This is a genomic window from Pseudomonas reinekei (assembly GCF_001945365.1).
Classification (GTDB): Bacteria; Pseudomonadota; Gammaproteobacteria; order Pseudomonadales; family Pseudomonadaceae; genus Aquipseudomonas; species Aquipseudomonas reinekei.
In genome coordinates this window covers 1-25,101 of the sequence record NZ_MSTQ01000008.1, presented here as the reverse complement: position 1 = coordinate 25,101, position 25,101 = coordinate 1, and the positions used below count along the sequence as shown (strand labels likewise).

Annotated in this window: 23 protein-coding genes; 13 read left to right on the top strand and 10 right to left on the bottom strand. The window is 60.5% G+C overall.

Features of this window, described 5'->3' with window-relative positions; translation table 11 throughout:
- Nucleotides 1-180: 180 nt before the first annotated feature.
- The 4 genes from BVK86_RS14890 to BVK86_RS14875 all read right to left on the bottom strand — a co-directional run bounded on the left by BVK86_RS14890 (nt 181) and on the right by BVK86_RS14875 (nt 5,806).
- Nucleotides 181-393 carry a hypothetical protein gene (locus BVK86_RS14890; RefSeq protein ID WP_056852132.1) on the bottom strand — a complete coding sequence of 71 codons (213 nt, stop codon included), beginning with the start codon at nt 391-393 and terminating at the stop codon, nt 181-183.
- A 246-nt stretch (nt 394-639) separates the two neighbouring features.
- The gene (aguA, locus tag BVK86_RS14885; protein WP_075947152.1) at nt 640-1,746 is read right to left on the bottom strand and encodes an agmatine deiminase; all 1,107 of its coding nucleotides are present in this window, start codon (nt 1,744-1,746) and stop codon (nt 640-642) included.
- 5 nt (nt 1,747-1,751) lie between these two features.
- Entirely contained in the window at nt 1,752-2,630 is an 879-nt protein-coding gene (gene aguB, locus BVK86_RS14880) for an N-carbamoylputrescine amidase (protein WP_075947151.1), read from the bottom strand.
- 263 nt (nt 2,631-2,893) lie between these two features.
- Nucleotides 2,894-5,806 (bottom strand): aminotransferase, encoded by a 2,913-nt coding sequence (locus tag BVK86_RS14875; RefSeq protein WP_075947150.1) that lies wholly within the window; start codon nt 5,804-5,806, stop codon nt 2,894-2,896.
- 131 nt (nt 5,807-5,937) lie between these two features.
- Here BVK86_RS14875 and rfbC point away from each other — a divergent pair, with 131 nt between their 5' ends.
- Genes rfbC through BVK86_RS14855 form a run of 4 tightly spaced genes read left to right on the top strand, consistent with a single transcriptional unit; the run spans nt 5,938 to nt 10,214 of the window.
- Nucleotides 5,938-6,483, top strand: a complete 546-nt coding sequence (gene rfbC / locus BVK86_RS14870; RefSeq protein ID WP_075947149.1) for a dTDP-4-dehydrorhamnose 3,5-epimerase — start codon at nt 5,938-5,940, stop codon at nt 6,481-6,483.
- Nucleotides 6,484-6,519: 36 nt separating this feature from the next.
- The gene (locus BVK86_RS14865) at nt 6,520-8,328 is read left to right on the top strand and encodes a sensor histidine kinase (RefSeq protein WP_075947333.1); all 1,809 of its coding nucleotides are present in this window, start codon (nt 6,520-6,522) and stop codon (nt 8,326-8,328) included.
- Complete coding sequence (locus BVK86_RS14860; RefSeq protein ID WP_075947148.1) at nt 8,325-9,719, top strand: sigma-54-dependent transcriptional regulator; 1,395 nt, start codon at nt 8,325-8,327, stop codon at nt 9,717-9,719. The genes BVK86_RS14865 and BVK86_RS14860 overlap by 4 nt, the downstream gene beginning before the upstream one ends.
- Nucleotides 9,720-9,758: 39 nt before the next feature.
- Complete coding sequence (locus BVK86_RS14855) at nt 9,759-10,214, top strand: thioesterase domain-containing protein (RefSeq protein ID WP_075947147.1); 456 nt, start codon at nt 9,759-9,761, stop codon at nt 10,212-10,214.
- A 114-nt stretch (nt 10,215-10,328) separates the two neighbouring features.
- On the opposite strand, the gene cysQ is transcribed toward BVK86_RS14855, so the two are convergent.
- Both cysQ and nudE read right to left on the bottom strand, forming a co-directional pair.
- Nucleotides 10,329-11,156: a 3'(2'),5'-bisphosphate nucleotidase CysQ gene (cysQ, locus tag BVK86_RS14850; RefSeq protein WP_075947146.1), complete on the bottom strand. Its 828-nt coding sequence runs from the start codon at nt 11,154-11,156 to the stop codon at nt 10,329-10,331.
- Entirely contained in the window at nt 11,153-11,719 is a 567-nt protein-coding gene (gene nudE / locus BVK86_RS14845) for an ADP compounds hydrolase NudE (RefSeq protein WP_034148495.1), read from the bottom strand. The genes cysQ and nudE overlap by 4 nt, the downstream gene beginning before the upstream one ends.
- A gap of 90 nt (nt 11,720-11,809) precedes the next feature.
- On the opposite strand from nudE, the gene yrfG reads away from it, so the two are divergent.
- Entirely contained in the window at nt 11,810-12,472 is a 663-nt protein-coding gene (yrfG, locus tag BVK86_RS14840; protein WP_075947145.1) for a GMP/IMP nucleotidase, read from the top strand.
- A 120-nt stretch (nt 12,473-12,592) separates the two neighbouring features.
- Here the strand turns inward: yrfG and lysM are convergent, their stop codons facing one another.
- Nucleotides 12,593-13,033 carry a peptidoglycan-binding protein LysM gene (gene lysM, locus BVK86_RS14835; protein WP_075947144.1) on the bottom strand — a complete coding sequence of 147 codons (441 nt, stop codon included), beginning with the start codon at nt 13,031-13,033 and terminating at the stop codon, nt 12,593-12,595.
- A gap of 128 nt (nt 13,034-13,161) precedes the next feature.
- On the opposite strand from lysM, the gene BVK86_RS14830 reads away from it, so the two are divergent.
- The 4 genes from BVK86_RS14830 (at nt 13,162) to BVK86_RS14815 (ending at nt 18,166) form a co-directional block, all read left to right on the top strand.
- The gene (locus tag BVK86_RS14830) at nt 13,162-14,049 is read left to right on the top strand and encodes a LysR family transcriptional regulator (protein WP_075947143.1); all 888 of its coding nucleotides are present in this window, start codon (nt 13,162-13,164) and stop codon (nt 14,047-14,049) included.
- Between the two features lie 92 nt (nt 14,050-14,141).
- A complete protein-coding gene (gene fdhD, locus BVK86_RS14825) occupies nt 14,142-14,981 on the top strand; it encodes a formate dehydrogenase accessory sulfurtransferase FdhD (RefSeq protein WP_075947142.1) in 840 nt (279 codons plus the stop codon).
- Nucleotides 14,978-17,326, top strand: a complete 2,349-nt coding sequence (locus tag BVK86_RS14820) for an FdhF/YdeP family oxidoreductase (RefSeq protein WP_075947141.1) — start codon at nt 14,978-14,980, stop codon at nt 17,324-17,326. The genes fdhD and BVK86_RS14820 overlap by 4 nt, the downstream gene beginning before the upstream one ends.
- Before the next feature lie 357 nt (nt 17,327-17,683).
- Nucleotides 17,684-18,166 (top strand): glycine zipper domain-containing protein, encoded by a 483-nt coding sequence (locus tag BVK86_RS14815; RefSeq protein ID WP_075947140.1) that lies wholly within the window; start codon nt 17,684-17,686, stop codon nt 18,164-18,166.
- A 67-nt stretch (nt 18,167-18,233) separates the two neighbouring features.
- Here the strand turns inward: BVK86_RS14815 and BVK86_RS14810 are convergent, their stop codons facing one another.
- The 3 genes from BVK86_RS14810 to BVK86_RS14800 all read right to left on the bottom strand — a co-directional run bounded on the left by BVK86_RS14810 (nt 18,234) and on the right by BVK86_RS14800 (nt 21,978).
- The gene (locus tag BVK86_RS14810; RefSeq protein ID WP_075947139.1) at nt 18,234-18,653 is read right to left on the bottom strand and encodes an acyl-CoA thioesterase; all 420 of its coding nucleotides are present in this window, start codon (nt 18,651-18,653) and stop codon (nt 18,234-18,236) included.
- Nucleotides 18,654-18,685: 32 nt separating this feature from the next.
- Nucleotides 18,686-19,912 carry a 3-hydroxyacyl-CoA dehydrogenase gene (locus BVK86_RS14805; RefSeq protein WP_075947138.1) on the bottom strand — a complete coding sequence of 409 codons (1,227 nt, stop codon included), beginning with the start codon at nt 19,910-19,912 and terminating at the stop codon, nt 18,686-18,688.
- 131 nt (nt 19,913-20,043) lie between these two features.
- Nucleotides 20,044-21,978: a RecQ family ATP-dependent DNA helicase gene (locus BVK86_RS14800; protein WP_075947137.1), complete on the bottom strand. Its 1,935-nt coding sequence runs from the start codon at nt 21,976-21,978 to the stop codon at nt 20,044-20,046.
- Between the two features lie 447 nt (nt 21,979-22,425).
- On the opposite strand from BVK86_RS14800, the gene BVK86_RS14795 reads away from it, so the two are divergent.
- The 4 genes from BVK86_RS14795 (at nt 22,426) to BVK86_RS14780 (ending at nt 24,924) form a co-directional block, all read left to right on the top strand.
- Entirely contained in the window at nt 22,426-22,716 is a 291-nt protein-coding gene (locus BVK86_RS14795; protein ID WP_075947136.1) for a hypothetical protein, read from the top strand.
- A 401-nt stretch (nt 22,717-23,117) separates the two neighbouring features.
- On the top strand, nt 23,118-23,414 hold the full coding sequence (locus BVK86_RS14790; protein WP_075947135.1) for a hypothetical protein: 297 nt from the start codon (nt 23,118-23,120) through the stop codon (nt 23,412-23,414).
- A 258-nt stretch (nt 23,415-23,672) separates the two neighbouring features.
- Nucleotides 23,673-24,026, top strand: a complete 354-nt coding sequence (locus tag BVK86_RS14785) for a DUF1493 family protein (RefSeq protein ID WP_075947134.1) — start codon at nt 23,673-23,675, stop codon at nt 24,024-24,026.
- Between the two features lie 43 nt (nt 24,027-24,069).
- On the top strand, nt 24,070-24,924 hold the full coding sequence (locus BVK86_RS14780; RefSeq protein ID WP_075947332.1) for a DMT family transporter: 855 nt from the start codon (nt 24,070-24,072) through the stop codon (nt 24,922-24,924).
- Nucleotides 24,925-25,101 lie beyond the last annotated feature (177 nt).

The window sequence follows — 25,101 nt, the reverse complement described above, 5'->3', positions numbered from 1 at the left end:
TTCATGAATCGTCTGTAATTAGGCGAAAATCGTCTAAGAATATGCTTTGCGTGGCAGAAACAATCAATCTAACCGCATTTCCCTCGCTCCCCTATTCGATCCAGTGGCCATGAAAAGCCCGAAAAAAAGCGCCGCCCTCCCGGCAGCGCTTTTTCTTTATCAATCCGTTGTTTTTCTTCTTTATCCTTCCATCACATCCCACAACGCATCCAGTTCCGCCTCGCTGAACAAACCAGCGGGGTAGCGCTCGATCATCGTCCGGCGCGGATCAGTTTCACTGATCGGACGCGTTCCATTGGACTTGAACCAGTGCGCCAGAATCTGGAGCGATTCGCTGTTTACCGCCAGGGGATGCATTGCCCGCTCGCTCACTACATTCACTTCGGCGTTCATTTCAGCGCTCTCTCCCGGTTTGTGAGCGGCTAACTTATCCAAGGTTTATGACAGAACAACTAAGTTCTCCCCCTCCCTGTTTTGCCCCCTGAGCAATACAAGAGCTATGCCAATGTTTCGAGATTGTCGACCAACGGATACAAAAAAGCCCGCAGTCCTTAAGGGCTGCGGGCTTGCGGCAATGCAAAATACGAAAACGTTTGCCTGAGCCGATTTAGTAATCAACTCAAGCTGTTACAACTACACTCACTCTTTGTGCGGCGCTGGCTGTTGTTGGGTAAGACAGTGGATATTGCCGCCACCCAGTAACAGTTCACGGCCCGGCACCATGACCACTTCGTGCTGCGGAAACAGGGTCTGCAAAATCTCTTTTGCCGGGCCATCAAACGGGTCATCGAAACTCGGGGCAATGATGCCGCCGTTGACGATCAGGAAGTTCACGTAGGAGCCGGCCAGGCGTACCGAAGGATTGCGCTCCTGGGTGCCATCCACCGGATCGACACCGGCGCATTCTTCCTCGGTCGCGTACAGCGGCCCCGGGATCGGCATTTTGTGCACCGTGAACGGGCGTCCTTTGGCGTCAGTGCTGCTTTGCAGCACTTTCATGGCCGCCTGGCAGCGCGGGTAGTTCGGATCCTGCGGATCATCGGTCCAGGCCAGCAGCACTTCACCCGGGCGCACGTAGCAGCAGAAGTTATCCACATGGCCATCGGTTTCGTCGTTGAACAAACCGTCCGGCAGCCAGATGATTTTATCCACAGCCAGATTGGCGCTGAGTACCGCTTCGATTTCTGCACGGTTCATGTGTGGATTGCGATTGCGGTTGAGCAGGCATTCTTCGGTGGTGATCAGCGTGCCTTCGCCGTCGACGTGGATCGAGCCACCTTCGAGCACAAAGCCTTCGGTGCGATAACGCGGGCTGCGTTCGATTTCACAGATCTTGCCGCCCACCTGCGAGTCGCGGTTCCACGGCGAATACAGGCCACCGTCAAAACCGCCCCAGGAGTTGAAGTCCCAGTTCACGCCACGGACTTCGCCGTTGTTGTTGATGACGAATGTAGGGCCGGTATCACGAACCCAGGCATCGTCGCTGGACATCTCGACAACGCGGATATTCGGCACGTCCAGGCGAGCCCGGGCGTTTTCGTACTGACCGGCGGAGACCGCCACGGTCACCGGCTCGAAACGGGCGATGGCCTTGGCCACCGCCACGTGCGCGGCTTGCGCCGGTTTGCCGCCCAGGCGCCAGTTGTCCGGGCGCTCGGGCCAGATCATCCAGGTCTGGGTTTGCGGTGCCCACTCGGCCGGCATGTAGAAGCCGTCTGCGCGAGGGGTGCTGTTCAAAGTGGTCATAGCAGTCAGGACTCCAGGGATCCGTCGAGGGTTTTGATAGCACCATACAGGTTCGGACGGCGGTCGCGGAAGGAACCCCATGCGCTGCGTGTGTGTTCGAGTTTGTCGAGGTCGAAGCTGTGGACCAGTACGCCCTCTTCGGTCTCGTTGAGTTCTTGCACCTTCTCGCCGAACTGGTTGGCGATAAACGAGGAGCCGTAGAAGGTGATGTCGTAGCCGTCCTGCTCTTCATTGCCGATCCGGTTGCTGGCGATCAGCGGCATCAGGTTGGCGCCGGCATGGCCCTGTTGCACACGCTGCCAGTGATCACGGGACGAGATGGTTTTGTCGTGCGGCTCGCTGCCAATGGCGGTCGGATAGAACAGGATTTCCGCGCCTTGCAGCGCCATGCTGCGCGCGGCTTCCGGGAACCACTGGTCCCAGCAGATGCCGACGCCGATTTTGGCGTAGCGGGTGTCCCACACCTTGAAGCCGGTATCGCCCGGGTTGAAGTAGTACTTCTCGTGGTAGCCAGGCCCGTCCGGGATGTGGCTTTTACGATAAATACCGAGGTTGCTGCCGTCGGCATCGATGATCGCGATGCTGTTGAAACGCGCGCGGCCCGCCAGCTCGTAGAAGCTGATCGGCAGCACCACTTGCAGTTCCCTGGCAACTTTCTGGAAGTGCTTGATCGCGACGTTGTCTTCCACCGCCGTGGCCAGTTGCAGGTAATCCGGGTTGGGCTTCTGGCAGAAGTACGGCGCCTCGAACAGCTCCTGGATCAGGATGATCTGTGCCCCTTTGGCGGCGGCTTCGCGGACCAGCCGCTCAGCCACTTCGATGTTGCCTTCCAGGTCCCAGGAACAGGCCATCTGCGTGGCGGCGACGGTAACGATACGGCTCATGGATCATCTCCGGACAAGTGCGTGACGTTCGGGCATGGCTCATCCACACCCTGGCAACGGCGACTTTATATCCGATAAAAATCGGCTTTTAAAGCGATATATGTGCCTTTTGTCTAAATTTTCGCACTTATTACCGATAACAATCGAATTAAATCGCCATCCTGTGGGAGCGAGCCTGCTCGCGAAAGCGGTGGATCAGTCAACATGACTGGTGCATGTGCGACCAAATTCGCGAGCAGGCTCGCTCCCACTGGGGGAAGCGTTTAGAGATTTTCCCCGAGTACCTTCGAGAGCATATCCACAAAGAAATCCACACTCTGGCGCGAGGTCACCATCGGCGGTTTGATTTTCAGCACGTTGAGGAAATCACCGGTCGGCTGCATGAAAATTCCCAGTTCACGCAAGCGATCGCACAGCGCCGTGGTTTCTTCGGTGGCCGGCTCCAGGGTGTCGCGGTTGCGGATCAACTCGACGCCCAGATAAAACCCGGAGCCATGCACCGCACCGACCAACGGATGAATATCGATCAGCGCTTCAAGGCGCTCCTTGAAATAGCCGCCAACGACCTGGGCGTTTTCCCAGAGCTTTTCTTCTTCCATCACATCCAGCACGGCCATGCCGACCTGGCAACTGACCGGACTGCCGCCAGCCGACGAGAAGAAATAGCCCTCGGCCTCCAGCGCTTCGGCGATTTCCCGGCGTGTGATCACGGCGCCCAGTGGCTGGCCGTTGCCCATGCCTTTGGCCATGGTGATGATGTCCGGCACCACGCCCTGCTCTTCGAACCCCCAGAAGAAATGGCCCATGCGCCCGTAACCGACCTGCACTTCGTCGGCGATACATACACCGCCCTGAGCGCGAACCAGGGCGTACACCTGCTGCAAATAACCTGGCGGCAGCGAGATGCCACCGGCATTGCCATACACCGGCTCGCAAATGAAACCGGCCAATTGGCGTTTCTGTTCGGCGATTTTTGCCAGGTTGTGTTCAACGCTGCGCACGTAATCAGGCGCGCTGTCCGGGCCACGGAATTCACCGCGATAAGTGTTCGGGGCGGTCACCGGATGCACCCAGTCCGGGCGGCTGCTCAAGGCTTTGGGGTTGTCGGCAATCGACGTCGATACCGCGTCCGCGCCCACGGTCCAGCCGTGATAGGCCTCAAGCACGCTGAGCATGTCGCGCCCGCCGCTGTAGGCCCACGCCAAGCGGATCGCCAGGTCGTTGGCCTCGCTGCCGCTGTTGACCAGGAACACGCGGTCCATGGAGTCCGGCGCCAGTTTCAGCAAACGCTCGGAAAACTCGGCCACGGCGGCGTAGTTGAACCGCGAGTTGGTGTTCAGTAGCGACCACTGGCGGCTGGCGACTGCCGCCATGCGCGGATGACCGTGACCCAGCACCGCGACGTTGTTGAGCATGTCGAGGTATGAGCGGCCCTGCATGTCGATCAGGTGATTGCGCCAGCCACGCTCGATACGCGGCGGGTCGACGTAATAGTGTTTTTGCGTGCGGGCGAAACTGGCGTCACGCCGGGCCAACAGGGTCTGCGAGTCGAGCTCTTGTTCGGCATCACAGGCCAGCCCCAGCAACGCGGCCGGTGACGGGCACAACGCTTGCCAGGCCGCCGCTCGCGACGGGCTGCAAAACAACGGTGCACTGAACGAAGAGCCTCGGCACAACTGCACGATCAGCGGACCACTGACCGCGCCCAGCACCTGGCCTTTGACCAGCGCCGCACCGGCATGCAGGGACGGCGTGACACCCCAGAGCCGCACGCTCAGTTGCGGACCATCGAGTTGCAGCACGCCTTGCAACGGCTGGTGAACCACGCCGGCAAATGGCGCCTCGACCGTCGTGCCCGCGGGCACCCGCAATTCGACGTGCAACGGGCACGTGTCCGGTTCGGTGGCGCTGTCCGGCCGGGTGCGGGACAACCGGTATTGCCCATAACGACTGGCCGCCAAACCGTGAAGGGCGGCGGCTTCATCGAGCAATCGCTGATCGGTGCCCTCCTGCTCCCAGTTACCGGCCTCGAAGTGCGGGCTGAGAACGCCCAGGTCGATCAAGGCAAATTCCCGTCCGACCAGACTCGGCAACAACGGTGCAAAACCTTCGCTGCCAATGTCCGGCAGGCTCTGGCCAACCGCCGTCAGGATTGCAGCTTCCATCAGCGCCAGCGGCACCGAGGTCGCCACGCGGAAAATCTCCCACTCGTGGCTCAGGTTATCGCGGCTGTAGGTGTTGCCCGGATCGATGCTGACCTGCTGCTCGCCGCTGAGCACCAACACCGCGGCACGGGCAACGATCAGCGGCCACAGCGCCAGCAATTCCTCATGGGTCAGCGGATTCACCGCGTGATACGCCTGCACCGCTGGCAGAATGCAGAACGGATCACCTTCACCGTGATGCAACAGCGCCGCGCAGGTCACCGACAAATCGGTGATGCGCCAGGTGCGTATCAGATCGCCGAAATCGATCACCCCTTGCAACTGCCAATGGCGCTGGGCATCACGCTGCCACACCACGTTGTCGTCGGTGATGTCCATGTGGATGGCTTGCACCGGCAGCTTGCTTTCCAAAGGTTGCAGATGGCGTTGCGCCTGTTCGGCGGCTTCGGCGATCAGCCGGCGCTGGTTGTCGTCCTGAATGACCGGCAACAAATGCGCGATCAGGGCCTGCGCATGGCGCGCGTCCCATTGCAGCGTGCGCTCAAGCCCGGGATGGTCGAAATCCGCCAGCGCCAGGTCCATCTCGCCGCACAAGCGACCGAAACCGGCCACCACCGTGGGGTTGAAGTACTCGAGGTGCGTCAGCGACTGGCCTTCGATGTAATCCAGCAGGCGCAGATGGACCGTTTGGCCGGCGACACTCAACGAGAGCAGGTCCGCGCCGTTCTTCGCCGCGATCACCCGAGGCACGTGCACATCAGGGTGCGCCGCCAAATGCTTGAGCCCGGCATGCTGGGCCTGCAGTTCCAGGGCCGAGTAGTCACCGCGACAGATTTTCAGGACAAACCACCCCTGTTCGCTGTCGACACGGTAGTTGAGGTCCTGCTGGCTGCCCAGGGCCTGCAATCTGCCGCTCAGTCCGTAATGCTCCTGCAACAGCTCAAGTGCTTGCTCCGCAGACACTTGCGGGCTGGGCAAACTGGCGCGATGAATCAACGTGGCGAGCGGCATACAACAACCTCGGAAATTTTATTAGGCGCCTATATCGCCATTGCTTGGGACGATACGCAACCCCCACCCCTCGCTTCGAACGGCCCCATGCGCAAGAATGTCGGGCATTACACCCACTGCTGGAGAACGCCATGAAAGCCGTCACCACCGACCTGCCCGGCGTGCTGGTCTTTGAACCCACCGTCATGGGGGATGAGCGCGGCTTTTTTTTCGAAAGTTTCAATGCCCGGGCTTTCCAGCAAGCAACGGGGCTGGCCCCGACATTTGTCCAGGACAACCATTCCCGCTCCAAGAAAGGCGTGCTTCGCGGCTTGCATTACCAGCTGCAAAACACCCAGGGCAAACTGGTCCGCGTGATCGCTGGCGAAATGCTCGACGTGGCCGTGGACATCCGGCGTAGCTCGCCCCACTTCGGCAAATGGACCGCCGTGCGATTGTCCGCCGAAAACCGCCGCCAACTGTGGATTCCCGAAGGCTTCGCCCACGGTCTGGTGGCGTTGAGCGAATTTGCCGAGTGCCTGTACAAGGTCACCGACTATTACAACCCGACCGCCGAACGCAGCATCCGTTGGGACGATCCGGACCTGGCCATCGACTGGACGCTGGACAGCGCACCGCAACTGTCGGCCCGGGATCAGGACGCTGCACTCTTCAAGGACGCCGACGTCTTTGCCTAGGCATAATGCGTCGATATCCACAGGCGTTCGATGCTCATGACTCCGACCCTCCCCCGCAGACCCCGCTGGCGCAGCCTGGCCCTACTCGCACTGTGCCTGGCGCCGTTGTTGTGGCCGCTCGAGCATTTGGCCGAACGCTACTACCGCAGCGAACTGGCCGGGCAGAACCGCCAGACCCTCGACCTCTACGTCGCCAACCTGTTGGGCACCTTGCACCGCTATGAAGTGTTGCCGCAGATTCTTGGCGACCTGCCGGCCCTGCGCGCCGTGCTCGGAGCGCCGGACGACAGTGTCACCCAGGGCAACGCCAACCGTTTGCTGAAAAACATCAGCACCCAGACCGGCGCCGAAGTCATGTACCTGATGGACACCACAGGCAAGACACTGGCAGCGTCCAACTGGGACAAGCACGACAGTTTCGTCGGCCGCAATTTCTCCTTCCGCCCGTACTTCAGCGAAGCCATGGCCGGACGCCTGGGACGCTTCTTCGGGCTGGGCACCACCTCGGCCAAACGCGGCTACTTCTTCGCCGCAGCAGTGCGCAATGGCGAGAAAATCACCGGTGTGCTGGTGGTCAAGGTCGACCTCGACCACACCGAAAGTCTCTGGGGCAAAACCCCGGAGCAACTGCTGCTGACCGATCACAACGGCGTGGTCATTCTCACTTCGCGGCCGGAATGGCGCTTTCGCGCGACCCGACCGCTGAGCGTGGATGAGCGCAAGGCGATCAGCGCAATCCAGCCCTACCCGACCCGCGATCCGCGGCCGTTGAAGCTCAATCCGAACGCCTGGCTGACCCAGACCCAACCGATCGCGGAAACCGGCTGGAACGTCAGCATCCTCGCTCCGCGCACCCTGATCGATCGCCCGGTACGGACCGTGGTCGCCATCGGTGGCGCCACGCTGTTGGTGGTCATGCTGTTGCTCGGCCTGATGATGCAGCGGCGTCGTCATTACCTGGAGCGTATCGCCTTCGAAGCCAAGGCCCGACGTGAACTGGAAGGCCGGGTGGCCGAACGGACCAGCGACCTGGAAGGCCTCAACCGTCGACTCAAACAGGAAGTGCTGGAACGCGAGCAGGCTCAACAAGACCTTGTACGCGCCCAGGATGATCTGGTGCAGGCTGGCAAGCTCTCGGCGTTGGGCACCATGTCGGCGAGCATCAGCCACGAACTCAATCAACCGTTGGCGGCCATCCGCAGCTATGCGGAAAACGCCGAAGTGCTGCTCGACCACCAACGCACCGACGACGCTCGCGGCAACCTCAAGCTGATCAGCGAACTGACCGGGCGCATGGCGTCGATCATCGCTCACTTGCGGGCCTTCGCCCGTCGCGATCGCCACGCCCCGGAAAGCGTCGCCCTGCAACCGGCGCTGGACGATGCCCTGGCCCTGCTGGCCAAGCGTCGGCGCAGCATGGACGTCGAGTTGATCCGCGACCTGCCGGCCGCGACGTTGTGGGTCGAGGCCGGCGAAACCCGCTTGCGCCAAGTGCTTGGCAACCTGCTGGCCAACGCCCTCGATGCCCTCACGGAAAAAGGCCCGCCACGCAAACTCTGGCTGAGTGCCCAAACCACCGCCGATGGCGTCAACCTGTACATTCGCGACAACGGCCCCGGCTTTTGCATGGAAGCCCTGGGTCGCGCCAGCGAGCCCTTCTACACCACCAAGACCCGCACCCAGGGGCTTGGCTTGGGGCTGGCGATTTGCGAGACCCTGATGCGCGCCTTCGGTGGTGAACTGTCGTTCGCCAACCACAAGGAGGGCGGCGCGCTGATTACCCTGAAGCTACGCGCAGGCGCACCGGGTGTGAGCCTGCAACCGTCCGAGGACCGAAGTGCATGACCATCGACAATCGCATTCAGGTCGTATTGATCGACGACGATCCCCACCTGCGCCAGGCCTTGAGCCAGACCCTCGATCTGGCCGGCCTGAAAATTCTGCCGCTGGCCGAAGCCAAGGGCCTGGTCGGGCAGTTGGAGCGTGACTGGCCCGGTGTGGTGGTCAGCGACATTCGCATGCCGGGCATGGACGGTCTCGAACTGTTGACTGAACTGCACGCCCAGGACCCGGAGCTGCCGGTGCTGCTGATTACCGGTCACGGCGATGTGCCGCTGGCGGTGCAAGCCATGCGCGCCGGGGCTTATGACTTTCTCGAAAAACCCTTCGCCAGCGATGCCCTGCTCGACACCGTGCGCCGTGCCCTGGCCCTGCGTCGCCTGGTGCTGGATAACCGCAGCCTGCGTCTGGCCCTGAGCGACCGCAATCAACTGAGCACCCGTCTGGTCGGGCAGTCGTCGTCGATGTTGCGCCTGCGGGAGCAGATCGGCGCGTTAGCGGCAACCAAGGCTGACGTGCTGATCCTCGGCGAAACCGGCGCCGGCAAGGAAGTCGTCGCGCGAGCGCTGCATGATTTATCCAGCCGGCGCAACGGTCCGTTCGTGGCGATCAACGCCGGAGCGCTGGCCGAATCAGTGGTTGAAAGCGAACTGTTCGGCCATGAACCCGGGGCTTTCACCGGCGCGCAAAAGCGCCGCATCGGCAAGTTCGAATTCGCCAACGGCGGCACGTTGTTCCTTGATGAAATCGAAAGCATGAGCCTGGATGTGCAGGTGAAACTGCTGCGCTTGCTGCAAGAACGTGTGGTCGAACGCCTGGGCGGCAATCAACTGATCCCGCTGGACATCCGCATCATTGCCGCCACCAAGGAAGACCTGCGACAGTCCGCTGATCAGGGCCGCTTCCGCGCTGACTTGTATTACCGCTTGAACGTCGCGCCACTGCGCATTCCACCCTTGCGCGAGCGTGGCGAAGATGCGCTGGTGCTGTTCCAGCACTTCGCCGATGAAGCCAGCGCCCGCCACGGCTTGCCACCTCACGAATTGCAACCGGGGCAACGCGCGCTGCTGCTGCGCCACACCTGGCCGGGCAATGTGCGCGAACTGCAAAACGCTGCCGAGCGCTTTGCCCTCGGCCTGGAACTGGCGCTGGATAACAACGAGGCGCAAGGCGCTGCCGGCACGGTGATGGAACAGATCAGCGGCGGGCTGAGCGAGCAGGTGGAAAACTTCGAGAAAAGCCTGATTGCCGCTGAACTGGCACGCTCGCACAGTTCGGTGCGCAGCGTCGCCGAGGCCCTTGGCATCCCGCGCAAGACCTTGCACGACAAACTGCGCAAACACGGGCTGAGCTTCGCCGACAGCGGTGCCGCCAGCCACACCGACGACCTCGATTGAGCCGCCGTCCCATCATCAACTGCCAACAAGAGGTCCTGAATGAGCCGCGAAAGTCGTCAACTGGAATCGGTCCTCCACCACGACATCCCCCTCACCCGGGACATGGGCCTCAAGGTGCTCGACTGGCACGACCAGCAACTGCGCCTGCACCTGCCGCTGGACGCCAACGTCAACCACAAGAGCACCATGTTCGGTGGCAGTCTGTATTGCGGCGCGGTGCTGGCGGGTTGGGGCTGGCTGCATTTACGCTTGAAGGAAGAAGGCATCACCGACGGGCACATCGTGATTCAGGAAGGACAGATCAGCTATCCGCTGCCGGTAACCGGCGACGCCAACGCGATCTGCCAGGCGCCGGATCCGGTGATCTGGAAGAAATTCCTAAGCACGTTCCAGCGCTACAGCCGAGCGCGATTGACCCTGCATACGCGGGTCGTCAATGAAGGCCGTGATGAGGATGCGGTGAGGTTTACCGGGCAGTACGTTCTCCACCGCTAGATCGTTCCCATGCTCCGCGTGAGAACGATCACTGTAGGAGCCGGCTTGCTGGCGATTAATACGACGCGGTACTTCAGACACACCGCGTTGCATGAATCGCCAGCAAGCCGGCTCCTACAGGTTGGCAAGTTCCAATAGTTGTTCGCGCCACGCCGCCTTCGCCGGCAACGCCAAAAAGAACGCATTCAACAGCGACTCCCGCGCCGGATAACAGAACGGCGCGCCACTCAAATCCAGCACCACTCCGCCCGCGCCTTCGAGCACACCCTGCGCCGCCGCCGTGTCCCACTGCGAAGTCGGCGCCAAACGTGGATAACAATCCGCTGCGCCTTCGGCCAACAAACAGAACTTCAGCGAACTGCCGATATTGGCCAGTTGCAGCTCGCCAAGGCTGGCACTCAATCCGGCCAACAAGCGCTCCTGCTCCGGGCTGGAATGGCGGCGACTGGCAACCACGGTGAACGACTGACCAGGCGCCAACGCATCCCGCACCTGAATCGCCACCGGCGTACCACCTTGATCGCCACGCCATGCGCCGAGCCCGGCACCGCCGACATAGAAACGCCCATTGGTCGGCATCGACACCACGCCGAACACCACCTGGCCGTTTTCGATCAGTGCAATATTGACGGTGAATTCTTCACTGCCCGAGATGAACTCCTTGGTGCCATCCAGCGGATCGACCAGCCACCAGCGCTGCCATCCGGCACGCACGCTCTGGGGAATGTCGGCGTCTTCTTCGGACAGCACCGGAATGCCTGGGTCCAGCGCCGTCAGCCCCGCCAGTATCAGATGATGAGCCGCCAGGTCTGCGGCCGTGACAGGCGAGTCATCCGATTTGGCCGTCACCGCTGTGCCGGTACGCCAGAACGGCAGGATCGCTTCGCCGGCCTTCAAGGCCAGTTCAACCACGGGTGCCATCAAGGGATGCGGGAAATTCATGGCAGGAACACCCCACGCTGAGTCAGCAGATCACGGGCCAGATACAGCGCCGCCAAGGCACGGCCCTCGGTGAATTGCGGGTTTTGCGCCAGCGCCGACAACTCGCGCAGGTTGACTTTGCCCAGGCCCATCGGCTCTGGCTCGTCTCCCTCCAGGCGCTCTTCGTAGAGATCGGTGGCCAGCACCACCTGGATTTTCTGGCTCATGTAACCGGGCGACAACGACAACTCGGTCAAATGCTCCAATTGCCGCGCGCCAAACCCGGCTTCTTCCTTGAGCTCGCGCTCCGCCGCCGCCAGCACGTCTTCGCCGGGCTCGATCAGGCCTTTTGGCAATGACAACTCGTATGCGTCGGTGCCCCCGCAATACTCCTCGACCAGCACCGCGTGATCGGCATCGAGCATTGCCACGATCATCACAGCGCCATAACCTGCGCCTTTGCCGACCAAGCGCTCATAGGTGCGTTCCACGCCATTGGAAAAGCGCAGTTTCAGCTCTTCGACGCAGAATAAACGGCTGGTGGCGACAATCTCGCGGGCGAGGATGGTGGGTTTCTGGCGCATGAGCGGCTCCTTGGCGTGAACGCGTTACTATACCCGGCCTATCCTGATTGTTTACCTCGGATATCTTCTTTACCGCTGGAGAAGTTTTTTATGTCCCTGCTGCCCTGGCGCGACATCGACACCGTTCTGCTGGATATGGATGGCACGCTGCTGGACCTGCATTACGATAACCATTTCTGGCTGGAACATTTGCCCCAGCGTTATGCAGACCTTCACGGCGTGAGCCGGGCCATGGCCGAGCTGGAGTTGCAACCGTTGTTCGAACGCAATGCCGGCCAGTTGCAGTGGTACTGCCTGGATTTCTGGAGCGCCGAGCTGAAGCTGCCGGTCCGCGATCTGAAACTGGAAACCGCTCATCTGATCGCGCTTCGCCCGGATGCCGACACCTTTCTGGCGGCGATCAAACAGGCCGGAAAACGCGTGGTGCTGATCACCAACGCACACCGCGATTCTTTGTCATTGAAACTGGAAAAAATCGAACTGGCGCCATACTTCGAGCGCTTGATCAGTTCCCACGATTACGGTTTCCCCAAGGAAAACCCGCAGTTCTGGGATGCTTTGCAGGCGGACATCGACTTCGACCCGGCGCGCAGCCTGTTCATCGACGACACGTTGCCGATTTTGCGCAGCGCGCGGGATTTTGGTGTGGCGTATTTGTTGGCGGTGCGTGAACCGGACAGTCGCAAAGGGCCGAAGGACACGGCCGAGTTTGCGGCGGTGGGGGATTATCGGGATTTGATTGCAGGGCTTTAGACCGGGTTGACTTCGATCGCGAGCAAGCTCGCTCCCAAGAGTTCAGTGATGCTCACGCGATTGTGAGCACACCGAAGACCACTGTGGGAGCGAGCTTGCTCGCGAAGGCGGTCTTGAAGATTACTCAGGAATCCGCAATGTCTGCCCCGGATAGATCTTGTCCGGATGCGACAACATCGGTTTGTTGGCTTCAAAGATCTTGTTGTACTGGTTGGCGCTGCCATACACGGCCAACGATATGGCGCTGAGCGTGTCGCCTTTCTTCACGACAACAAAACGCGCAGCCGCGACTACTGGCCCGGTCACCGTAATCTGATCATCCACGCTGCCGACACCGGCAATGTTGCCCACAGCCAGCAGGATTTTCTCTTTCTCTTCCTGGCTTCCCACCTCACCCGTCACGGTCACTTTGTCGCCATCAACCGTCGCCTGCACATTCGGATTACCCAGGCCGACTTTGCTGATGTGCTCCTTCAACTGCTCACTGGCATTGGCGTTGCCCGGAGTCAGCAAGTCCAGCAACTTTTCGCCCGCCTCTTTCACAAAACTCAAAAGACTCATGGTGCACTCTCCTTGGGATTGGGGTTCCAGACGCAAAAGCCTAGACCACCACCGACACTTGCGAATCCAACCCGACCAATGACCCCGCTTGCGATAGAATCCAAACCTTCCCGACCTCTGGAGCGAAGATGGACATCAAGCAGCTGAAATTCCTCATCGCTCTCGACGAAACCCGGCACTTCGGGCAAGCCGCCGCGCGCTGCCACATCACCCAGCCGACGCTGTCCATGCGCCTGCGCAGCCTTGAAGAAGAGCTCGACCTGCCACTGGTCAATCGCGGGCAACGCTTCGAGGGTTTCACCGCGCCGGGCGAACGCGTGCTCGCCTGGGCGCGCACCGTGCTGGCCGCCTACGACGGCCTGTACGCAGAGGCGGCGGCCTGTCGCGGCAATCTGGTCGGCACCCTGCGTTTGGGTGTGGTGCCGCTGTCGAGCTTCGATCCGCTGCCACTGCTGCAACGCCTGCACGCCGAACACCCGAACCTGCGCTTCGAGCTGTCGGCGCTCAGCTCCGAACAGATCCTCGAACAACTGGCGAACAACCGTATCGATCTCGGGGTTTCCTACCTGGAGCGTCTGGACGGCGAACACTTCGACTCGCTGACCTTCAGCGAAACCCGCATGGGCCTGCTCTACGATCAGCGCTTCTTCAGCTTTGGCGAGGCGCCCTTGAGTTGGGAATCGGTGATCGAGCTGCCGCTGGGCATGCTCACCAGCGGCATGCACTTCCGTCAGTCCATCGATCACAATTTTCACAGCCGTGGCCTCACTCCGCAGCCCTTGTTGCAAACCGATGCCGTGCATCAACTGTTACAAGCCGTGCACGGCGGCCTGTGTTGCGCCGTGATGCCGTTGGAGGGCGGTCTCGAAGGGCTCACCGAACACTTGCGCCTGCAACCGATCGAAAACGCCCAAACGCTAGGCCGGCTGGGGTTGATCATGCGTCGCAGCGCACCGCGCTCGGCGCTGGCGGAAGCCTGTTTCGCGATTTATCAACAATCGCTGACGGGCGCTTGATCGACAGCATCTATCGGTAGATCAGTAATAGCGATTAGACGCGACAACTTGCCGCGCCTAGTCTTAAAGCTGATCAATCCGTCGGTGATGCCATGAACGTCAAGCGCCCCTCCTGCGCGGCGCCCGCCCTCGAAACGCCCGCGCCCGCCGCCAGCCAGACGTACCGCTACAGCAACCTCGAATATTCGGAATCGGACAGCACCGCGCTGGCCGAGGAAGTCGCGCTGGCCATTGCCTATAACGGCATCAGCCAGGCCGTGATGCTGGTGACGCCTACCGACCTTGAAGACTTCATCGTCGGCTTCAGCCTGGGCAGCGGCATCATCGCGGACGCCACGGATATTTATGACCTGCAACTGAGCGGTTCAGGGTCAGCACAATACGCGCAAGTGACCATCGCCAATCGCGCGTTCTGGAACCTCAAGCAACAGCGTCGGCAACTGGCCGGCACCAGCGGTTGCGGGCTCTGCGGCGTGGAAGCGGTCGAACAGGCGCTGCCAGACCTCAATGTCCTGCCCGGTGCCCCGCTGCCGCCCGCCGAGTGGCTCGACGGCCTGCGCCAACGCATCGGCGCGTTCCAGCCGCTGGGTCAGCACTGCGGTGCGGTGCATGCGGCGGTGTTCATGAATGACCAAGGCCAATTGTTGCTCGGCCGTGAAGACATTGGCCGGCACAACGCCCTCGACAAATTGATCGGCGGCCTGGTCCGCCAAAACATCTCGACCGCAGGCGGGCTGGCGATCGTCACCAGCCGTTGCAGCCTCGAATTGATCCAGAAAGTCTTGCGCGCCGGCATCCAGACCCTGGTCAGCCTGTCGTCGCCTACGGGCCTTGCCGTGCAATGGGCCCGTCGCCACAACCTCAACCTCATCCACCTTCCACAGAAAAATGCGCCACGGGTCTACAGCCCGGCTTTGGAGAATCAAGCGTGAGTCAACACCGTCAAGCCGACCAGACACCTGTTCCTCGCTACAAACCCTACAAAGGTCCGGCCGGTGGTTGGGGCGCACTGATCAGCGTCGCCCAGGCCTGGCTCACCAGCGACAACGCGCTGAAAAACCTGCGCATGATGCTCAAGACCAACAAGAACGGCGGTTTCGACTGCCCGGGTTGCGCCTGGGGCGATTCCAATGAAGCAGGCATGGTGGCCTTCTGCGAGAACGGCGCCAAAGCGGTGAACTGGGAAGCGACCAAACGCCGGGTCGACGGCAAGTTTTTCGCCAGGCACAGCGTCACGTCGCTGCTGGAGCAGAGCGACTACTGGCTCGAATACCAGGGCCGCCTGACCGAGCCGTTGAGCTACAACGCCGAAACCGATCGCTACCAACCCATCAGTTGGGACGACGCGTTTGCACTGATCGCCAAACACCTGAAAGGCTTGTCGAGCCCGGATCAGGCCGAGTTCTATACCTCGGGTCGCGCCAGCAACGAGGCGGCGTTTCTCTATCAACTGTTTGTGCGCGCCTATGGCACCAACAATTTCCCTGACTGCTCGAACATGTGCCACGAGGCCAGCGGTGTCGCGTTGTCGCAAAGCGTCGGTGTCGGCAAAGGCACCGTGACCTTCGATGACTTCGAACACGCCGATGCGATTTTCGTCTGGGGCCAGAACCCCGGCACCAACCACCCGCGGATGCTCGAACCGCTGCGTGAAGCGGTGAAGCGCGGCGCGCAAGTGGTGTGCATCAACCCGCTGAAGGAGCGCGGCCTGGAACGTTTCCAGCATCCGCAGCACCCGATCGAAATGCTCACCAACGGTTTCAAAGCGACCAACACTGCGTACTTCCGCCCGGCACTGGGCGGTGACATGGCGATCATGCGCGGCATGGCCAAGTTTCTGCTGCAATGGGAGCGCGACGCCCAGGAGGCTGGCGCCCCGGCGGTGTTCGATCACGACTTCCTCAACGAACACAGCGTCAACGTGCTGGATTACCTGGCGGTCATCGACGGCACGCCGTGGGAACAAATCGTCGAGCAGTCCGGCCTGCCCCTCGTCGAAATCGAACAAGCGGCGCGGATGTACGCCAAGGGCAAGAACGTCATCATGTGCTGGGCGATGGGCATCACCCAGCACCGCCACTCGGTGGCGACCATCCAGGAAATCGCCAACCTGATGCTGCTGCGCGGCAACATCGGCCGACCGGGCGCGGGCCTGTGCCCGGTGCGCGGCCACAGTAACGTGCAGGGCGACCGGACCATGGGCATCAACGAACGTCCGCCGGTGGCGTTCCTCGATGCGCTGGAGCGGCGCTTCCAGTTCAAGGTGCCGCGTAAAAATGGCCACAACGTGGTCGAGGCGATCCACGCCATGGCTGAAGGCCGGGCGAAAGTGTTCATCGCCCTGGGCGGCAACTTCGCCCAGGCCACCCCGGACAGCACACGGACCTTCCAGGCCCTGAGCAATTGCGACCTGACCGTGCAGATCAGCACCAAGCTCAACCGCAGCCATTTGGCTCATGGCAAAGACGCGCTGATCCTGCCGTGCCTTGGCCGTACCGACATCGACCGGCAGACCGAAGGCCCGCAAGCGGTGACCGTCGAAGACTCGTTCAGCATGGTGCATGCGTCCAACGGTCAACTGGAGCCGCTGTCGAATCAGATGCGCTCTGAGCCTGCGATCCTCGCCGGGATCGCCGCTGCGACGCTGGGCAGCCATCCGGTGGACTGGCACTGGCTGGTGGGCGACTACCGCCGCATTCGCGAGCTGATCGCCGACACCGTTCCGAACTTCAAAGACTTCAACGAGAAGATCAAGAACCCGGGCGGCTTCTACCTCGGCAACAGCGCCGGTGCGCGCAAGTGGAACACCGCATCGGGCCGGGCCAATTTCAAGCCGAACCTTTTGCCCAAGGATCTGGTACACGAACGCACCCGTTCCACGGGCGTGTTGCCGGACCTGATCATGCAGTCGATGCGCTCCCACGATCAGTACAACACCACCATTTATGGCCTTAACGATCGTTATCGCGGCGTGAAGGGGCAGCGTGATGTGCTGTTCGTCAACGAAGCCGACATCATTCGCCTGGGCTTCAAGCCGGGACAAAAGGCCGACATCGTTTCGCTGTGGGACGATGGCATTGAGCGACGGGTGAAAGGCTTCACGCTGCTGGCGTTTGACATTCCGGCGGGTCAAGCGGCGGCGTACTACCCGGAAGTGAACCCGCTGGTGCCGCTGGAAAGCACCGGGGACGGCAGCCATACGCCGACATCGAAGTTCGTGGCGATCCGCTTGGAAGCGGCGAGTGAGACCGGGTTGATCATGGCCAGGTCGGCGTAATGCATCGTTAGTTCTGGCCCCATCGCGAGCAAGCTTGCTCCTACAGAATTTTTTGTTGGCCACATCATTTGTGTTCGATATAAATCCCTGTAGAGCGAGCTTGCTCGCGATGGCGATAGACGGATTGAACGCATGTTTCAGCCTTGACGAAAACTTTCCAATCGCCCACAAAAAAGGCCGTTTTCTAACGAAAACAGCCTTTGCGAAGTAATAAAAGACCGGCGAAAAATCGTTAAGTTCCGCCCAAAAAACAGCAACTTATAGAAATGTGCTGAAGTCGTGTTACTCGTCGGATTTCGATTGTCACACCTCTGACACAGCCTCAGGATCGCGCCGTCATCCCCTTGAGGTTCCTCTATGAAGTTCTCCTCGATTCTCTTGTTGTCCCTTGGCCTGGTCAGTGGCATCGCTTCTGCTGGCGGCACCACCGAAGCAGGTGTGGGCGGCGCATTGGGCGGGGTTTTGGGCTCGGTCGTCGGCCAATCGATTGGCGGCAATACAGGTTCCACCATCGGCGCGGCCCTGGGCGGCGCGGGTGGTAGCGCAGTTGGCGCAGACAAACGCAGCCGTGGCGAAGCCGCCATCGGTGGTGCGTTGGGCGCAGCAGGCGGTAACGTGGTTGGCCGCAGCATGGGCGGCACCACCGGCAGCCTGATCGGCTCCGCAGCCGGCGGCGGCGCCGGTGGCGCGCTGGGTAACTACATGGGCAATAAGAGCGATGATGATGACGACGATGATCGTCGTCGCGACCGTCGCTACTACCGTGACGGCCATCATGACCGTGGACACCACTATGGCCATCGCAAGCATCACAAGAAATACTACCGCCACCGTCATTGAGGCCGTAACAGGCTCACTGAGCAGTGAAAAAATCGCAGCCCGAGGGCTGCGATTTTTTTTGCCCGCCTTACACCACCAAACGTTCCAGGGCCTCGCGCAAGCCGGGCGGAATCGCCACCGGCTGATTTGAAGCGCGGTCGACAAACACATGCACAAAGCGCCCCGCTGCACAGGCCTCGTCCTCTCCCTGCTTGAACACCGCCAACTCGTACTGCACCGAGCTGTTACCCAGCTTGCCGACCCGCAAACCGATCTCGATCCGGTCCGGGAACGCGATGGAAGCGAAGTAATCGCAAGCTGAGCTCACCACAAACCCCACCACCTCGCCGTCATGGATATCAAGACCACCGACTTCGATCAGGTAAGTGTTTACCGCTGTGTCGAAGAAGCTGTAGTAGGTCACGTTGTTGACGTGGCCGTAGGCGTCGTTATCATGCCAGCGCGTGGTGATGGGCTGGCAGTGCGGGTATTCGCTGCGTTGGGTCATCAATGGGCTCCTTTCATGATTTCGAGTGGAGTCTACTGGTCCGCGAATCCCTTACCCACCGCCGCCAACTCCCCGATCAACCGCGCCGGACTCCAGTGATCACCCTGGCGCGTCTCCAACGCCAACAAACGCTGGTGAATGTCCGCCAGCCCCTGCTGATCCGCCCAGGCCATCGGCCCGCCCTTGTCCGCCGGGAACCCGTAGCCGTTGAGGTACACCAGATCGATGTCGTGGGCCGATCCGGCGATCCCTTCCTGCAGGATCTTCGCGCCCTCGTTGACCAGCGCCAGCAAGCAGCGCTCGAGGATTTCCTCCGTGCTGATCTCACGGCGATGGAACCCCAGCTTTTCGCTGACCTCCAGCACCAGCGCATCGACCTGCGGATCGTGCTCAGCCTGTCGACTGCCCGGCTCATAGTGGTAAAAACCGTTGCCGCTCTTCTGGCCGAAACGGCCCAATTCACACAGCCGGTTATCCACCTGCACCTCTGGCGCATCCTGCCCCACGCCCGACAGTTGCCGGGCGCGCCACTGCAGGTCGACACCCACTACGTCAAACATGCGGAACGGCCCCATGGCGAAACCGAAACCTTGCAGCGCCGCATCCACCTGATACGGATAAGCGCCCTCCAGCAACATTTTGCGTGCTTCGAGTACATAGGTATTGAGCATGCGGTTGCCGATAAATCCGTCGCAGTTGCCCGCCACCACACTGACCTTGCCCATGCGCTTGCCCAGCGCCAGGGCTGCCTCAATTACCGCCGGAGCCGTCTGGGCGCCACGGACGATTTCGAGCAGTTTCATGATGTGCGCCGGGCTGAAAAAGTGCAGGCCCAGGACTTGTTGCGCACGGCTTGTAACGGCAGCGATGGCGTCGATGTCCAGCGCTGAAGTGTTGCTCGCCAGAATCGCTTCAGGTTTGAGCAGGCCATCCAGTTCGCGGAAGATTGACTGCTTGAGTTCGAGGTTTTCGTACACCGCTTCGATCACCAGGTCGACGTCACGGATGGCCGCATAATTGGCCGCTGCCGTGATTCGGGCGATGCGGGCGTCGGCCTCGGCCTGATCAATACGCGCCTGTCGCACGCTGTGGGCGTAGGTGTCGGCCACGGCAACCAGAGCCTGCTCAAGCATCTGCGGATTGTTATCGACCCATTGCACCGCCACGCCGGCGTTGGCCAGGCACATGACAATGCCACGGCCCATGGTGCCCGCGCCGATCACGGCGGCGCGCTGAATGTTGAACGGTGTCTGGCTCATCTCTTGTTCTCTTGTTGGCGATCCAAAGACAGCCCTCACCATAGTCAGCCACCGCGCATTTTTGAAATTTATTCCTGTGATGAGCGACATTCAGCGGATGGATGCGCCGTAAATTCCTGTGGGAGCAGTAATCAACCTGCCAGATGCTGCTCAGCCCACTCCCGAACCTCGGCATACGGATAATCCTCCAGCACCGCAAACCCCGGAATGGCCCGCGCCTTGAGCTTGGTGAACAGCGGCACGCTGATCCCGCACAGAAACCGCGTCACTCGCTCGGCCGAGGGCACGCTGCCAGTGTGCTGCTCATGCCTGTGGATAAATCCGTCGCACAGCGCCTCGAAGTGCTTATCCACAAGCGCCGGCAACGCCGGTGGTGCCGGGAGCCGTGCAACCTGGCCATGACACACCGAGCAATGCCCACACTGCTGCGGGGCGTTGCTGTCGCCGAAATACTCGGCCAATCGAAAACCCAGGCAACGGTCGGTGGCAAACAAATCCAGCATCGCGTGGATTCGCGCGATCTCGGTTTGTTCGTGCCGGGTGAAACCGGCGTGAAGTTCAGCGCTGAGTGTCTGCGGGTCAAAATCCGTTTTCAGCAGCGTATAGACCTCGGTCATCAACTTGCTTTCAAGCTCAACCCAGCCCTTCTCCTGGAAATAATCCAGCGCCTTGACCACTCGGTTGCGCTCGGCCTGATGTTGCTCGTACAGCGCGTCGAAATTAACGGTGGCCCAGCTCCGTGCACGCTTGGACGTCTGGATGATCGCCGCGACGAAATCCTTGCGCTCGCCTTCGAAACGGGCCAGCAACGCCTCGGGTTCCTCCAGGTATTTGAAACGGTACTCAGCGTAGTAGGCGTAGCGCGGGGCAATGATTCCACGCAGCTCCAGTTGCACCAGCAACGTCTTGAGCGGCAGCTGGCGAATGTTGCTGTTATACGCCAACGGTCCCAACAGAAACTCCCACTCCCCTTGCGGCGCACACGCTTGCAACTCGTCGACAACATGGCGGATACCGTCGAGCTCAGGGGTATCGCCGTACACAAAATTTTCCAGCACGTTGAGGCTGTCGCGGTTGGCCAGCACCAGGCAATCCGATGGCTGCCCGTCACGCCCGGCGCGGCCGATTTCCTGGCTGTAGTTTTCGATGGATTTGGGCAGGTCGAAGTGCACCACGTTGCGAATGTCGCTCTTGTCGATACCCATGCCGAAGGCGATGGTCGCGACGATGCAATTGGACTGCCCGCCCATGAAGCGTTTCTGGATACCGTCACGTTGGTCATGGGGCAAACCGGCGTGATAGGCCTCGGCCTGAATGCCGTGGCGTTGCAGATGCTCGGCAATGTGCTCGGCGGTTTTCTGCAGGGTGACGTAGACGATACTCGGCTGGTCGGGACGCTCACTCATCCACTCAACAAGACGTCGGCGCTTGTCCGGACCGCGCACCGGTTCCACCCACAGATTGAGGTTCGGCCGATAGAACCCTGTGGTCACCACGTCATCGGGCGCGATGGCGAATTTCGTCTGCATGTCGACGATGACCTTGGGTGTCGCGGTAGCCGTCAGCAGCAAGACTTGCGGGATGTTGAACTGGTGTTGGTAGTCCGGCAGCTTGAGGTAATCGGGGCGAAAGTTGTGGCCCCATTCCGAGATGCAATGGGCCTCGTCCACCACCAGCAACGAAATCGGCACCTGCTGCAGGAAGTTGCGGAAACGCTCGTTCTTCAGGCGCTCCACCGAGATCATCAGGATCTTCAACTCGCCGGACCTGGCACGGGCCATCACATCGCTGGCGTCATCGCGGCTCTGGGCCGAATCGATACTGCCCGCCGCAATGCCATGACGTTGCAGGAACGCCAGCTGATCCTGCATCAATGCCAGCAACGGCGAAACCACCAGCGTCAGGTGCGGCAGCAGCACGGCCGATAACTGATAGCACAGGGACTTGCCGGAACCGGTGGGAAAAATCGCCGCCGCCGAACGCCCCGCCAGCACGGCGCTGACGGTTTTCTCCTGACCGGGTCGAAACTGTGGATAACCGAAAACCTGTTCCAGGGTGTTGTGCATAAGCTGTCACTCCGTTGACCGCTGCGATGAGCAAAGCCTAGCCGGCGAACGCAGCGAGTCGAGAAAAGGTCGGGGGGTAAAACGATACGGGATGATACAGCGGATGGCTTGGAAGACTTGAGGGATGTAGCGACCGTCAGATTGCTATCGCTAGCAGGCTAGCTCCCACACTGGATTTTCGGTGCCCACCAATCCCCTGTGGGAGCTAGCCTGCTAGCGATGGGTCCAGCCCAGTCACCGCAAAACCCGAAATAACCTACAACGTCTGAAGAACCATCAACCACCGCGTAGTCCCTTTCCTCAACCCCCCTCAAAAACCCTACAAAACCTGTCGACCTCAGCCGTCTTGTCCCACAACACCACGCCCTTCTATAGTCTGCGGCGTGGCTGAAAACAGTGTCTCGGCCTGCCGGGCACACTTGCCGATTTCGCACAGGACTCCCCTTGATGAACAGCCCCGACCCACTGACCGACCGCTACCGCCCGCTCAAATCCAGCTACAGCGAAACCCCGGTACTGGTCATCGACACCGAAGCCGACCCCTTCGAAATCCTCGACGCCGCCCGCCAACGCATCCGCGCCGCCAGCGACCTGCTCGAAACCCTGTATTGCCTGTGCTTCAAACAGGCCGACACCAGCGACATCCCCAACATCGTCAGCGCCTTGTACCTGCTGACCCAGGACGGCAACGACCTGCTCGACATCGCCCGGCAGCGCCTGCCGAAACTCACCGGCTAAGTCCCACACCATTTCCCTGTGGGAGCTGGCTTGCCAGCGATGAACGATAATGCGGTGCCATGTGGATAAGTCCGTCAGCAACGCCCTATCAAAGCTTCGGCAACGTCCTACAAAAGAAGGCACCTTGTCGGCTATCGCCAACCGGTGACTCAAACCTATAGTCCGGACTGTCGCTGCCCAATCAGCGGCTCGGGTTTGGTCACTCGATGGAATACATAATCGCATCCGTTGTAAGCTGCCGGCACCTCAAGTGTCTGCACGCTATATGGTGGCTGTGTTTGGGACGCCTTATGGCGTGCCGGTCTTATGTATTCCTCCGGTTGACCAACCCGAACACAGTCCGCCTCCATCGCTTGGTCACGATGAAAGCGGTTCATCCGATGCATTTGAGAATACATAAAATGAATAAATTGAATCCGTTTCCAAATCGCTACCGCCCACTCCAAACCAACCTCACCGACACCACCCCGCTAATTATCGACACAGAAGCCAACCCCCAAGACATCCTCGAATCCGCTTTCCAGCGCATCCGCGCGTCCAGCGATCTGCTCCGAACCCTGCACTGCCAAAGCTTCCTCGACGGCGACATCGAAGACATCCCGCGCATCACCCACGCGCTCTACCTGCTAACCCAGGACGGCTGCGACCTGCTCAAAGTCGCCCACCAACGCATGCTCAACTGGAAAGCGCCAGTCTGACGCTATTCAGTCAACGCGCCGAAGTGAAATTATTCCGGCTGTTTCAACACTAAACAGCCGGAATAATGGCAGCTAGCATGCATTTCTTTGAGAAATCAGGGTCGATAAAATGGCGCACTCTCCAATTTCCCCGTCGCAGGGATCGCGTTGATGGTGACGATGCCTCAGTTGGCGCGCCACGCTAGCAGGGGCATTGGGCCTATCAAAACGCGAGCAGGACAATATGGCGCCTGCATTTCGATTAGCGGAGCCTATGCAATGAACCTCGCCCCCAACCTCCCCGACGACCCAGCCCTCCATCAACTCATCCAGCTCCTGCATGAAGAACTCGGCTTCCCCGAGCGCAAAACCATCAGCCTCAGCACCTCGATCAATTTCGACCTCGGCTGCAACGGTGCCGACGCACAACACTTGATCGAAACCCTGGAAGAACACTTCACCATCGACTTCGTGGACTTCGACAGCTATCGCTATTTCCAGCCCGACGGCTACGATGTGAATCTAAAGCGAAAAGCCAAGGGACGCGGCGCGAAGGTGCCACTAACCATCGGCATGCTCTACCGGGCTATCAAGGCCCAGCGCTGGGACACGGAGGAGCTGGAACGCCCGTAACGCCCCCGGTGCATCACGATAAGGACATTACATGGACGTACTGATGGGCTTGCTGGCTGCCTTGTTATGGGGCGGCACGGATTTTCTGGTGGGCTTGAACGCCCGCGCTGTAGGCGTCAAACGCGCCGTTTATTTCGGTCAGGCACTGGGCTTTGCCATCATGAGCCTGCTGCTGATCGCCTTCCCCATGTTCATTCTGCGGTCGATGGCTGCACCGCTTGATGTCTGGTTGATCGGCGTCGCTGCCGCCGTGCTGACCGTGTCTGGCGCGCTGGCCTTGTCCAAGGCCTTCGCCCTTGGAAAAGCCTCCATTGTGGCGCCGCTGGTGACGTCCTACGGCGTGGTAACCACATTACTGTCCTGGGCCGGCGGTGAGCAGATCAGCCTGCTTCAGTTGCTGTGTATCGCGCTGTGCGTACTGGGCGTGGTGCTCTCTAGCATTCATTCCGACCCAAAACTCCCGCACACCACCCAAAACAGCAGCTCCATTGCCTATGCGTTGCTGGCGGCGGTGTTCTACGGCACCAGTTTTTGGCTGCAAGGGCATTTTGTACTGCCGACCCTCGGGCCGGTGACCATGCTCTGGCTGGCGTATCTGGTGGGCCTTATCGTGCTCGTGGCGATGGTTCTAAGGATCGATGACGGTCTGAAAATCCCCCCGCTGAAAAACTGCCTGACACTGACCGGTGCGAGCCTGATGAACCTCGGCGGTTTTTCATCGTTTGCCTGGGGCGCGGTGGCCGGCTCGGTGTCGGTGGTGACGGTGATCAGCACCTTGTCAGGCGGGATTGCGGCGATCCTGGGGTATGTTTTTTTCAAGGAACGGCTGGGGAAAGTGCAGGTGCTGGGGGTCGTGCTGGTGCTGGTCGGGGCGTTTGTCTTGCACCTTAAAACCTGAAACGCCGTGTACGAAAAAGCCGCCTCGAGAGGCGGCTTTTTCATTGCATCTGTCCCGTCCTGAATAAGGTTTACACCTTCTGACTTCTTTTCAGGAAGGTGCAATGGATACGGGCACGAAGCGCAGTCAGCGTGATTACACACTGACTTTTAAATTATCGGTTGTCGACCAGGTCGA